The organism is Pseudomonas sp. H3_C08 (assembly GCF_054669455.1).
The window spans coordinates 4,974,025-4,986,389 of sequence record NZ_CP162803.1 but is presented as its reverse complement, the minus strand read 5'-3'; the positions used below and the strand labels follow the sequence as shown (position 1 = coordinate 4,986,389).

Below are 12,365 nucleotides of genomic sequence, written 5' to 3'. Positions count from 1 at the left end.
CCGCCTCAGACCTGTTCGAGTGCCTCGTTCAGAGCGCGCTCCAGGTCAGCCTTGTAGCGCAGATACAGATTGCTTGAACTCTGCCCGTCACCGAGCAGGCCGGAAAGGTCGAGGTCGGTGATGTAGCAGCGATAGCGTTCGCTCTCGCGGCGCTGCTCGACGATCTCCCGGGCGACCACGCTGAACAGCTGGTCGCCATGTTCCAGTTCGCTGAATTCCCGTTGATTGCAATACAGCGTGACCTGCACTTCGCCCGGTGCGGCTTTGCCGACGATCGCCTGTACGTCGTAGAACGGCTTGTTCACTGGCGTCTGTGGTGCCGACCGCGCTTCGACCCGGCGCGCACGTCCCGGACCTGAAGGCAATAACTGGTAATACAAAGTTTCGAGACGGCCGTCGGGACCGGCGTCCATCGGCAGCACGGCTTCGCGGCGGAACAGAATAGATTGCAGGAAGCGTTGCAACGGCACCAACAGACTCTGCTCGTCGTGATAGGGCAAATGTTGCTGCCACAGCGCGTTGAACTCATCCAGCACGTACAGCTCGGCCTGCTGCTCGGTGATCCGATAGAACACTTGAATGCACTCCGGCTGGCCCATCGGCAGGATCAGTGCAAGGTCGTTATCTTCCAGTGCCATGGGATCCAGGTGCAGCGGACTGTAGCGCGGCTGTTCTTCGCCAAGGTAATCGAGCAGGGCCGGCAGGGTGGCAAGCGCCACATGGTTGACCTGACCCGGCACCAATTCCAGCACGTGATAATGCTGCTGCACCTGAATCAGGTAGCGATGGTTCAACTCGCTGAGCAACAGGTTCTGCGCGGTGTCGATGATTTCTTCAACGCGACGGGCAATGAACTGCGCGCGGTTGTGGCAGAAGCAGCGCACCTTCAATGACGGCTGCAACGGCCCGCGCGGCAGGTTGTTGAGGTAATCGCGTAGGCAGTCGAGCAGGGCATGCGGGCCGTCGAAGCGGTTGACCAGTACTTCGTTCCAGCTATTGAGCGTGACCTGATCCAGGGTCAGCACGAGGTTTTCGCGCACCCCGGCGTAACTCAGCGAGTCGGTGCGCTCGGTGGTCATCAGGATATTCAGGTCGCGGTGATGCTTGAGCGGGTCGACGCCGACGTTGACCAGAATCAGCACTTCGCTTGGCACCGCTGCACGCAGCAACGGTTCTTCCGCGACGGTGGGCAAGGGCAGGGCAATGCACTGTTGCAGGCTGCCAAGCAGGTTGAACAACTCGAACTCGCTCAGGTCGCTGGTGCCGGGATGCAGGGCCAGGCGGGTGCTGCTGTCGATCACGCCGTTGCGGTGGCACCAGGTCAACAGCTCCAGTAACTCGCGGCTGCGCTTGATTGGCGCAAAATGTTCCCACTCAAGTGCCGTGAGGCTGCCGTTATACAGGCCCCACTGGGTTTGTCCCGGTTCCTTTTTATTGCGTGACTGCACCAGGGTCAGGGTGTCTTCGGCCAGATCCGGGGCGATGCCGGGGTTGATGAATTCGACCTTGTCGGCCTTGCGTTCGAAGGCCGCGTAGAGCCGGCGCCCCAGCACATTGAGATCGCGTTTATTGATCAGGCTGACGGTTTGTTCTGTGCGGGCGAACTGGGTCAGGAAGCGATAGCTGTAGTTCAGCTCATTGACCAGCGCGCGACGTTCGGCGCTGACCTGGCGGACTTTCCACTGACTGCGGCTGTCGAGCAGCGTCAGTTGCCGCTGATCCCAATGCCACTCGCTGGCAAGCCGTTCCAGCAACGTGCGTTGCCAGCTCTGGGTGCGGCTATTGCCGGTGAGCTTGCGGTTGACCTTCAGGTACAGCGCGCGGCGCACCAGCTCCAGCCGTTCCGGCTCGTTGCGCGCGGTGAGGTATTCCTCGATACACCGGTACACGACCATGTACGGGTCCAGCTCATCCAGATCGAGCTGATTGGCGAACACAGCTTTTTTGAAGCGCAGGCTCAGACATTGCACCTGCGGGTGTTCGCTGGCGTAGACCTCGGTCAGCAGCAGCTTGAGCACCGATTTGTAGGGTGACTCGATGCCCTTGAACAACTGCCACAATCCGGCACCGATGAATTCGCCCGGCGGAATCCGCGCCAGATGACCGAGGTCGAGGGTCTCGTCGGCGCGGATAAAACGCTTGGACAGCAGGGTGTGGGTGTAAAGGTCGTACGCAGTTTCTTCGTAAACCGGCACCAGCCACCAGATCGGCGTGCGTCCGGCCAGCCAGATTGCGGTGCGGTAGAACTCATCCAGCAACAGATAGTGCTGAGTGCTGCCGCAGTTTTCCGAGCTGAGCTGGGTGTCGCGTTCGCCCTTGACGAAGCGCACCGGGTCGATCAGAAAGAAATGCGCCTCAGCACCCTGGCTCGCGGCCCAGGCTTCCAGTAACTGACATTTCTTGCTCAGTTCGGCGAGTTCACCTTCGCTCAAGCCAGGCGCGTGGCAGACCCACACGTCCATGTCACTCTGATCGGCTTGCGCCAGCGTACCGAGGCTGCCCATCAGGAACAGGCCGTGAATCGGTCGCGGCGGATTGCTGCCGTGACGCGGTTTGTACGAAAACGAACGAGTCAGACGCTGTGCTTCGGTCAGCACGTTGGCGTCGGGCTCGTAATTCGACAGGCCGGCCGGCGTGCTGCCCGACACGTAGCCCGGCAGCAGCGGGTGATTAACATGAAAGAACAGCGGCAACAGCGTCAACACACTTTGCTGGCGTGTCGACAGCCCTTCAAGGGCACGACCGAGGCGGCCTTCATTGAGTTTGAGAAAACGCGCGCGCAGCTGGCTGAGTACCTTGCGGTCGATGCCTTCGTCCAGGTCGGGGCGGATTTCGTGGGTGCGCGTCATGTCAGCTCAAACCGGCTCGCAGGCTCGGACGAAGAGGGTCTCGGAATGGGAGGCAGTTTAGCCTTTGCGCAGCGGGACTTTTAAGCTGAATTTGTTTTTTGACGTCAGATTTCTATCGCGGGTGGCCGGGCAAGCCCGCGGAAATCCCGTGGCAGGAGTTCCCGTGGGCAAAGTCAGGGGGAATCAGGCGGTTTCCTGCTCTCTCAGAATGGTCAGCACGGTTTGCACACTTTGTGCGGCATCGCGACCGAGGCTGGTCAGATACCCGCCATCGGGCTGGTCGGTCAGTTCTTTTTCAAAGAGGCGTTTGGCAGCGGCGATGTGTTTCGGGGCAGCGGTCTGATGAATTTTCAGACCTTCCTGGGAACTGTCCAGGTTGAAGAGTGCGAGGACTTCCAGTTCGGCAACCAACTCAGGGGTAAGCGACATAAGGACTCCAGACTTTCTAGGAATTGGACGACAGCGTCCCTAAGGTGAACCCGCTTTTGCGGCATGTCCAGTGCTCAGATCAGGGATTTTGTCTTGAGGCGGATTGCAGTGTAGTCGGGAGGCGGGAGTTGGCTGGATGGATACGTTACAAACATTGTAGGAGTGAGCCTGCTCGCGATAGCGGAGTGCCTGTCAGCATCTTTTTCACTGACAGAACGCTATCGCGAGCAGGCTCACTCCTACAGGATCGGGGCTTACTGCTTTTCGGGTGGCAACTCTGGCAAAGCGCGCAGCGCCGCTTCGTACCATTCGGTATTGAACGCACGGTCTTCATCGAGCATCGCGTCGATTTCGTAAGCCAGCACGTGAGCCATCAGATTGAGGATTTCTTCGCGCTCGACGCCCACCAGGGTCAGCTTGTTGAACGTCGCTTTGGCGGCCGGCGGATTGTCGCTTTCGATCTGGTTTTCGATGGCTTCGATCAACGTCGCTTCGGTGAACTCTTCTTCGTCGTTGTCATTGTCGATGTCTGTCGGCTCGCTCATGGCAGGCTCCTCATGGAAAGGCGCCAGTTTACCCGCATTCAGTGGCGTGATGCTGCTGGCGGGAAAGGCCTGAGCGATCTATAAACAGGCACTGCCCACCCCGCACGGCCTGGAGGCTATGTGATGTTCAAGCTCTACGGATTCTCAGTCAGCAACTACTACAACATGGTCAAACTGGCACTGCTGGAAAAAGGCCTGCCGTTCGAAGAGGTCACGTTCTACCCGACGCAGACACCGGAGTCTCTGGCCATCAGCCCGCGCGGCAAAGTGCCGGTGCTGGGTGTAGACGCTGGTTTTATCAACGAAACCGCAATCATCCTCGAATACCTCGAACAGACCCAGAAAGGCACGCCGCTGCTGCCAAGCGATCCGTTCCAACGCGCGCAGGTATTGGCGATTGCCAAGGAAATCGAGCTGTACATCGAGTTGCCGGGACGCGCTTGTTACGGCGAGGCGTTCTTCGGCATGACCCTGCCGGAGCCGATCAAGGAAAAGACCAAGACTGAATTGCAGCTGGGTTTCGCCGCGCTGGGCCGACATGGCAAATTCGACCCGTACGTGGCGGGCGACAGTCTGAGCATTGCCGATTTGTATTTCCTCTACAGCGTGCCGCTGGCCTGTGCGGTCGGGCAGAAGCTGTTCGGGATTGATCTGCTGGCGGAGTTGCCGCAGGCGAAGGCGCTACTGGAGAGGTTGGAGCAGAATCCGCATGTGCAGAATATCGCGGCAGACAAGGAAGCTGCGATGCCGGCGTTTTTGGCGATGATCGCTGCCAAGAAGTGAGTTTTATAGCGCTCTGAAGGAAACCTTCGCGAGCAGGCCCGCTCCCACATTTGGATTTTTGTTGAACACAAAATTTGTGGCCGACAAAAATCCCCTGTGGGAGCGAGCCTGCTCGCGAAGCTTTTGGCTTTTAGCGGCTAGCGATCAGCGCCTGACCGCGTACCACCGCTGCCTTGACCTGCGCCGGCGCAGTGCCGCCGATATGGTCACGAGCATTCACCGAGCCTTCCAGGGTCAGCACGGCAAACACGTCCTGCTCAATCTGATCGCTGAACTGACGCAGCTCTTCCAGGCTCATCTCGGCCAGGTCCTTGCCAGTGTCGACGCCGTACTTCACCGCGTGACCGACGATTTCATGGCAGTCACGGAACGGCAGGCCACGGCGTACCAGGTAGTCAGCCAGGTCGGTCGCGGTGGAGAAACCGCGCAGCGCCGCTTCACGCATGATCGCGTGCTTGGGCTTGATCGCCGGGATCATGTCGGCAAAGGCTCGCAGCGAATCACGCAGGGTGTCGGCGGCGTCGAACAGCGGCTCTTTGTCTTCCTGGTTGTCCTTGTTGTAGGCCAGCGGCTGGCCTTTCATCAGGGTCAGCAGACCCATCAGTGCGCCGAACACGCGGCCGGTCTTGCCACGCACCAGCTCCGGTACGTCAGGGTTTTTCTTTTGCGGCATGATCGAGCTGCCGGTGCAGAAGCGGTCCGGCAGATCAATGAACTGGAACTGCGCGCTGGTCCACAGCACCAGCTCTTCGGAGAAGCGCGACAAGTGCATCATCGCGATGCTCGCGGCCGAGCAGAATTCGATGGCGAAGTCGCGATCGGAGACGTTGTCCAGCGAGTTGCCGCCAACGGCGTCGAAGCCCAGCAGTTGCGCGGTGTATTCGCGGTCGATCGGGTAGGTGGTGCCAGCCAGCGCGGCGCTGCCCAGTGGCATGCGGTTGGTGCGCTTGCGGCAGTCGACCAGACGCTCGTAGTCGCGGCTGAGCATTTCGAACCAGGCCAGCATGTGGTGCCCGAAGGTCACTGGCTGCGCGGTCTGCAGGTGGGTGAAGCCCGGCATGATGCTCGCGGCTTCGCGCTCGGCTTGCTCCAGCAGGCCTTTCTGCAGGCGGGTGATCTCGGCGAGGATCAGGTCGATTTCGTCACGCAGCCACAGGCGGATGTCGGTGGCGACCTGGTCGTTACGGCTACGCCCGGTGTGCAGCTTTTTACCGGTGACGCCGATGCGGTCGGTCAGGCGTGCTTCGATGTTCATGTGCACGTCTTCGAGGTCGACACGCCAGTCGAACTGGCCGGCCTCGATTTCGCCCTGAATGGTCTTCAGGCCGTCGATGATGCTATCGCGCTCGGCATCGGTCAGCACGCCGACCTTGGCCAGCATGGTGGCGTGGGCGATCGAGCCCATGATGTCGTGGCGATACAGGCGCTGGTCGAAAGTGACGGAGGCGGTGAAGCGGGCGACGAAGGCGTCGACGGGTTCACTGAAGCGGCCGCCCCAGGACTGATTGGTCTTGTCAGTGCTCATGAATTCGCTCGTATCGGCTTGAAGAAAGAAGGCGTGAAACGCTGGCGCGGATAATAACAGGGTTGCCAATCCTGTCGCTGACACTGGTCGATACGTTTTTTTCTCATTGCGTCAGCCATAGTGGCCGCTGGTGCCGGGGGATTTGCACAAGGATATTTTTCGATTGAGCAATATCGGCCCGGCGAGCGTCTACAGTTGGACATAAGGGTCGACGCGGCTCTGGATCGCGCAAAGGTCTGGCCGGCGACTATAAGAAGAGGGGGTGGGTGTTTTGTCCTTCGGCAAACCCCGTGAGAAACGCAGGAAACAGCGGGCTTTGAGCAGTACGACCCGGACACTGGCAAATATTGCTGGCCGACGTACGGCACTTTTTGGCGCTCGGGCTAGTCTTAGCGTGGATCGCGGTGACGGACGTCACTTCACCTGTCTACGCTATCCTTGTGCGAGACTCACGCAGGAATCCAGCGCAATATGAATGTCCTGATCGTTGATGACGAACCACTGGCTCGCGAGCGCCTCAGCCGAATGGTGAGCGAGCTCGAGGGTTATACAGTTCTGGAGCCCGGCGCCACGAATGGCGAAGAGGCGTTGGCACTGATCGACAGCCACAAGCCGGATATCGTGCTGCTCGATATCCGCATGCCGGGTCTCGATGGCCTGCAGGTTGCTGCCCGTTTGTGCGAACGTGAAACGCCGCCGGCCGTGGTGTTTTGCACCAGCCCCGATGAATTTGCCGTGGAAGCCCTGCAGGCCAGCGCCGTGGGCTATGTGGTGAAACCCGTGCGAACCGAACATCTGCATGACGCCCTGAAACGGGCTGAACGTCCCAATCGGGCGCAACTCTCGGCCCTGACCCGTCCTGCTGCTGAAAGCGGCAACGGCCCGCGCAGCCATATCAGCGCCCGCACCCGCAAAGGCATCGAACTGATCCCGCTGGATCAGGTGGTCTACTTTATCGCCGACCACAAGTACGTGACCCTGCGCCACGAGGCCGGTGAAGTGCTGTTGGATGAGCCGCTCAAAGCTCTCGAAGACGAATTCGGCGAGCGCTTTGTGCGTATCCATCGCAACGCGCTGGTCGCCCGCGACCGCATCGAACGTCTGCAGCGTACGCCGCTGGGGCATTTCCAGCTGTTTCTCAAGGGTCTAAATGGTGACGCGCTGATCGTCAGTCGTCGGCACGTGGCCGGTGTGCGCAAGATGATGCAGGGCCTGTAACCCGGTCATTCCGGACAGCTCCAGCTCCTTTTTACCAGGCACTGCGGGCCAGGGAGGCCGCGCCGACTCTGATTCAAGTCAAAGTGGATTTGGCTGAGCTGTTATTATCCGCCGTATCTATTCAGTACGGATTGATCCATGTCCTCTCGCGAAATCCGCATCGCCACCCGTAAAAGTGCGCTTGCCCTCTGGCAGGCCGAATACGTCAAAGCCCGTCTTGAAGCGGCCCACCCGGGCCTGCTGGTGACGCTGGTGCCCATGGTCAGCCGCGGCGACAAACTGCTCGATTCGCCACTGTCGAAAATCGGTGGCAAGGGCCTGTTCGTCAAGGAACTGGAAACTGCGCTGCTGGAAAACCAAGCAGACATCGCCGTCCACTCGATGAAAGATGTGCCGATGGACTTCCCGGAAGGCCTCGGCCTGTTCTGCATCTGCGAGCGTGAAGATCCGCGTGATGCCTTCGTTTCCAATACGTATGCCAGCCTGGAAGCATTGCCTGCCGGCAGCATTGTCGGCACGTCGAGTCTGCGTCGGCAGGCACAGTTGCTCACCCGTCGTCCGGATCTGCAGATCCGCTTTCTGCGCGGCAACGTCAACACTCGCCTGGCCAAACTCGATGCCGGTGAGTACGACGCGATCATCCTCGCCGCCGCCGGCCTGATCCGCCTCGGCTTCGAAGATCGCATCACTTCGGCGATCAGTGTTGATGACAGCCTGCCTGCCGGTGGCCAAGGTGCAGTCGGCATCGAATGCCGCAGCGCCGACACCGAAATCCACGCCTTGCTCGCACCGCTGCATCACGCCGACACCTCGTCGCGCGTCACCGCCGAGCGTGCCCTCAACAAACATTTGAATGGCGGCTGCCAAGTGCCGATCGCCTGCTATGCCGTGCTCGAAGGCGAGCAGTTGTGGTTGCGTGGTCTGGTCGGTGAGCCAAGTGGCGGCAAGCTGCTCAGCGCCCAAGCGCGCGCGCCACGGGCCGATGCCGAAGCACTGGGTGTGAAGGTCGCCGAAGACCTGCTCAGCCAGGGTGCCGACGACATTCTCAAAGCGGTCTACGGCGAGGCAGGTCACGAGTGACCGGTTGGCGCCTGCTGCTGACGCGCCCCGCGGAAGACTGTGCGGCGCTGGCGCAGACGTTGGCCGGGCAGGGCGTTTTCAGTAGCTGTTTGCCGCTTCTGGACATTGTCCCGCTGCCAGTCTCTGAGAAAATTCGTCAGGCGATTACGCAGTTGCCAAGTTGCAGTGCAGTGATTGTCGTCAGCAAACCGGCGGCGCGTATTGCGCTGGATCTGCTCGAAGGTGCATCTGCGCTGACGATGCCGTGGTTCAGTGTCGGCGCGGCGACTGCGCAGATTTTGCTGGATCACGGTCTGGACGCGAACTTCCCGGCCGCCGGCGATGACAGCGAGGCCTTGCTGCAATTGCCGCGTCTGCGTGAGGCGGTCAGCCAGCCCGGCGCGCAGGTGTTGATCTTGCGCGGGGAGGGTGGGCGTGAACTGCTCGCCGAGCGCTTGCGTGAGCTAGGTGCTAGTGTCGAGTATCTGGAATTGTATCGACGCGACCTGCCAGCCTATGCCCTGGATGAGCTGCCACGGCGGATCGAAGCGGAACGCTTGAACGGGCTGGTGGTCAGCAGTGGACAGGGTTTCGAGCACCTGCGCCAAATGGCCGGTGATACCTGGCCGGCCATCGCGCCGTTGCCGTTGTTTGTACCAAGCCCAAGGGTCGCCGAGCTGGCACGTGCCGCCGGGGCTCAAACAGTTGTGGATTGCCGCGGCGCGAGTGCCGCGGCTTTGCTGACGGCGTTGCGGGAGTATCCCGAACCCGTTTTCTAATGCAAAGGATGGATACGTGAGCGAAACAGCCTTGCCAAAAGATGACGTCCAGCCTGTGATTGAACCCCAGGTTGAAACTCCACCGCCGGCCACAGAGCCGCGCCGAGGCAATGGACTGGCCATCGTCGCTTTGTTGCTCGGTGCTGCCGGTGTTGCGATCGGCGGCTGGGGTGTCTGGCAGGTTCGTCACCTGCAGACCAACACTCAACAGCAGTCCGGTGAAGTGCAGGCATTGAACGATCAGGCGCAAAGCCTGAAGCTCAATGAGCAGCGTCTGACCGAGCGCCTCGCGCAGCTGCCGGGTGCCGACGAACTTGCCGAGCGCCAGCGTCTGGTGACCCAGCTTCAAGGTGATCAACAGCGCCTCAATCAACGTCTGGAAACGGTGCTGGGCGCCAGTCGCAAGGACTGGCGTCTGGCCGAGGCAGAGCATTTGCTGCGCCTGGCCAGCCTGCGTTTGTCGGCTTTACAGGACATCAGCAGCGCTCAGGCGCTGGTCCAGGGCGCTGACGAAATTCTCCGTGAGCAAAACGATCCAGGCTCTTTCGCCGCCCGCGAGCAAGTGGCGAAAACCCTGGTGGCGCTGCGCAGTACTTCGCAACCGGATCGCACCGGTCTGTTCCTGCGCCTCGGCGCGTTGCGTGATCAAGTCATCGACCTCACCGAGCTTGCGCCGGAGTACAAGGATCGTGGCGAATCGCTGCTGGGCCTGACCGCTGACGGTGACGGCGCCAGTCGTTGGGCGCAGTGGTGGGATCAGGTCTCGCGCTATATCCGTATCGATTTCAATGCCGACAAGAATGTGCGGCCGCTGCTGGCCGGGCAGAGCCTGAGTCAGGTGCGTCTGGCCCTGAGCCTTGCGCTTGAGCAGGCACAGTGGGCAGCCCTCAACGGTCAGGCGCCGGTCTATACCCAGGCGCTGGCCGAAGCGCGCGATGTGCTCAAGGGCAATTTCAACCCGGACAATCCGCAAAGCAAAGTGATGCTCGAGCAGGTCGGTGAGTTGAGCAAGGAACCGGTCACGGTCACCACGCCGGATCTGGCCGGCACGCTGAGTGCGGTGCAAGCCTACCTTGAACGGCGCAACGTTAACGCCGAAGAGTCGGTGAAACCCTTCGCCAAGCCTGCCGCCAACACCGCGCAGGAGACCACGCCATGAAACGCCTGTATGTGATCGTGTTTCTGGTGATCGCGGCGACAGCGGCGCTGGGTCTGGCGATTGCCGAGCATTCCGGTTACGTGCTGGTGGCCTACAAAAGCTTCCGCTACGAGTCCAGCCTGTGGGCGACGCTGGCGGTCATCGCGGTGTTGTGGCTGCTGACCTGGGGGATCAAGGCACTGGTCGAATTGGTCATGGCCTCCAGTGGCGTGGTCAACCCATGGTCGCGCCGCAACCGCAGTCGGCGCGTACAGGTGGCGATCGAGCACGGTCAACTGGATCTGGCCGAAGGTCGCTGGGCCAGCGCTCAGCGTCACCTGTCTCGAGCGGCTGAAGCCGAGCGCCAGCCATTGCTGTACTACCTCGGTGCTGCCCGCGCAGCCAACGAGCAAGGTCTTTACGAAGAGTGCGATCGTTTGCTGGAACGGGCGCTCGAGCGTCAGCCCCAGGCGGAGCTGGCCATCGCTTTGAGTCATGCGCAGTTGCAGACTGACCGTGGCGACACCGACGGTGCATTGGTGACGCTGCAAGCGATGCACGATCGCCATCCACACAATGCGCAGACGTTGCGTCAGTTGCAGCGCTTGTATCAGCAGCGCGGCGAATGGTCGGCGGTGATTCGTTTGCTGCCGGAATTGCGCAAGGACAAAGTCCTGCCGCGCGCCGAACTGGCTGAACTCGAGCGCCGCGCCTGGGGTGAAAACCTCTCGCTGGCTGCGCAACGGGAAGAGGATGGCAGCGTGGGTTTGCAGTCGCTCACGCGCGCCTGGGAGCAGCTCACTTCGGCGCAACGGCAGGAGCCGCCGCTGGTGTTGGCGTACGCCGAACAGTTGCGGCAGTTGGGCGCCCAGGTCGAAGCGGAGGAGGTGCTGCGCACTGCCCTCAAACGCAAGTACGACAGCCATCTGGCCCGTCTCTACGGGCTGGTGCGCGGCAGCGATCCGGCCCGCCAGTTGCAAACCGCCGAAGGCTGGCTGAAGGAGCATCCGAACGATCCAAGCCTGCTGTTGACCCTCGGCCGACTGTGTCTGCAAACCAGTCTGTGGGGCAAGGCACGGGATTACCTGGAAAGCAGTCTGCGTGTGCAGCGCAATCCCGAGGCGTGTGCGGAACTGGCGCGCCTGCTCGCCCAGTTGGGCGATACCGAGCGCAGCAATCAGTTGTTCCAGGAAGGCCTTGGTCTGCTGGACGAGCGCCTGCTGGCCGCGCCGTTGCCGGTTCCGGCCCAAGTCTGAAGTGGCGAGGGAGTTCGCTCCCTCGCTTACCTTTTGTGGCTGAATTTTCCACTTCGTTGAGCGCCTGAAGCAAATTCCTACAGTGGTCTACACCAATTCCTCTCGATCCTGTCGGGTTTTCCCTACACCTCTGGTGAACTGTCGGCAGGGCCTTGCCTTGAAAGGCTGACACGCTTTCCTCTACCGTAACCGTCTGTCTCTACTGTTACGGAAAAGCCATGTCGTTGGCCTGCTCACGCTCCTTGTTCTTCATGGCTTTCACTGCGGGGGCCTTTGCTCTGGGAGCTTCCTATTATCTTGAATATGCAGTCGGCCTGACGCCGTGCAGCCTGTGTCTGGTGCAGCGCCTGTTCCTCACGCTGCTGTGCGTAGTCAGTGGTCTGGCGGCGGTGCACGGTCCCAAACGTGTCGGTTTGTGGTTCTACTGGCTGTTGACCCTGGGCGCCAGCCTGGGTGGGACCACGGCGGCCTGGCGGCAGGTACTGATACAGAGCGATCCGATGCTGCACCTGCTCAATTGTTCGCCTGCTCCCGAGGCCTTGTTCAGTGGTCTGCCATGGATCTGTGCCCTGCAAACGATGTTTAGCGGCGGTACCGATTGTGCGGAAATATCCTGGACGCTGTTCGACCTGAGTATCCCGGAGTGGAGCCTGCTGTTCTTTGTCGCGGTATCGATTCTGGCGGTGTATCAATTGTTGCGGCTGGTATGGAGTGCTCTGCAACGCCCGCTCAGCGGCCAAGCGTCGCACCCGGTGCTGTTGCGGGATTAAACACTTGTATGAAC

At 60.8% G+C, this 12,365-nt stretch carries 11 protein-coding genes and 1 pseudogene; 8 read left to right on the top strand and 4 right to left on the bottom strand.

The features are described from left to right. Nucleotides 1–5 precede the first annotated feature (5 nt). The 3 genes from AB4N74_RS22820 to AB4N74_RS22810 form a co-directional block, all read right to left on the bottom strand. Complete coding sequence (locus tag AB4N74_RS22820; RefSeq protein WP_093429717.1) at nucleotides 6–2,849, bottom strand: class I adenylate cyclase; 2,844 nt, start codon at nucleotides 2,847–2,849, stop codon at nucleotides 6–8. 183 nt (nucleotides 2,850–3,032) lie between these two features. Continuing rightward, complete coding sequence (locus AB4N74_RS22815; protein WP_047596728.1) at nucleotides 3,033–3,278, bottom strand: TIGR02647 family protein; 246 nt, start codon at nucleotides 3,276–3,278, stop codon at nucleotides 3,033–3,035. A gap of 254 nt (nucleotides 3,279–3,532) precedes the next feature. After that, nucleotides 3,533–3,823, bottom strand: a complete 291-nt coding sequence (locus tag AB4N74_RS22810) for a hypothetical protein (RefSeq protein WP_093429718.1) — start codon at nucleotides 3,821–3,823, stop codon at nucleotides 3,533–3,535. A 123-nt stretch (nucleotides 3,824–3,946) separates the two neighbouring features. Here AB4N74_RS22810 and AB4N74_RS22805 point away from each other — a divergent pair, with 123 nt between their 5' ends. Next, nucleotides 3,947–4,606, top strand: coding sequence for a glutathione S-transferase family protein (locus AB4N74_RS22805; protein WP_460097299.1), 660 nt, complete (start codon nucleotides 3,947–3,949; stop codon nucleotides 4,604–4,606). 130 nt (nucleotides 4,607–4,736) lie between these two features. Here AB4N74_RS22805 and argH read toward each other — a convergent pair whose 3' ends face one another. Beyond that, nucleotides 4,737–6,131, bottom strand: coding sequence for an argininosuccinate lyase (gene argH, locus AB4N74_RS22800; protein WP_095049356.1), 1,395 nt, complete (start codon nucleotides 6,129–6,131; stop codon nucleotides 4,737–4,739). Nucleotides 6,132–6,465: 334 nt separating this feature from the next. On the opposite strand from argH, the pseudogene AB4N74_RS22795 reads away from it, so the two are divergent. From AB4N74_RS22795 to AB4N74_RS22765, 7 genes and pseudogenes are all read left to right on the top strand, one after another. Continuing rightward, a pseudogene (locus AB4N74_RS22795) lies at nucleotides 6,466–6,606 on the top strand (sensor histidine kinase); the annotation flags it as partial. Next, on the top strand, nucleotides 6,603–7,349 hold the full coding sequence (locus AB4N74_RS22790; protein WP_093429721.1) for a LytR/AlgR family response regulator transcription factor: 747 nt from the start codon (nucleotides 6,603–6,605) through the stop codon (nucleotides 7,347–7,349). The pseudogene AB4N74_RS22795 and the gene AB4N74_RS22790, both read left to right, overlap by 4 nt. A gap of 138 nt (nucleotides 7,350–7,487) precedes the next feature. Beyond that, nucleotides 7,488–8,429 (top strand): hydroxymethylbilane synthase, encoded by a 942-nt coding sequence (hemC, locus tag AB4N74_RS22785; RefSeq protein WP_093429722.1) that lies wholly within the window; start codon nucleotides 7,488–7,490, stop codon nucleotides 8,427–8,429. Continuing rightward, complete coding sequence (locus AB4N74_RS22780) at nucleotides 8,426–9,187, top strand: uroporphyrinogen-III synthase (RefSeq protein ID WP_093429723.1); 762 nt, start codon at nucleotides 8,426–8,428, stop codon at nucleotides 9,185–9,187. Before hemC ends, AB4N74_RS22780 begins: the two co-directional genes overlap by 4 nt. 16 nt (nucleotides 9,188–9,203) lie before the next feature. Further along, nucleotides 9,204–10,346, top strand: a complete 1,143-nt coding sequence (locus AB4N74_RS22775) for a uroporphyrinogen-III C-methyltransferase (RefSeq protein WP_093429724.1) — start codon at nucleotides 9,204–9,206, stop codon at nucleotides 10,344–10,346. Beyond that, a complete protein-coding gene (locus AB4N74_RS22770) occupies nucleotides 10,343–11,581 on the top strand; it encodes a heme biosynthesis protein HemY (protein WP_116254261.1) in 1,239 nt (412 codons plus the stop codon). The genes AB4N74_RS22775 and AB4N74_RS22770 overlap by 4 nt, the downstream gene beginning before the upstream one ends. Before the next feature lie 218 nt (nucleotides 11,582–11,799). Then, the gene (locus AB4N74_RS22765) at nucleotides 11,800–12,351 is read left to right on the top strand and encodes a disulfide bond formation protein B (protein ID WP_093429726.1); all 552 of its coding nucleotides are present in this window, start codon (nucleotides 11,800–11,802) and stop codon (nucleotides 12,349–12,351) included. The last annotated feature ends 14 nt before the right edge of the window (nucleotides 12,352–12,365 follow it).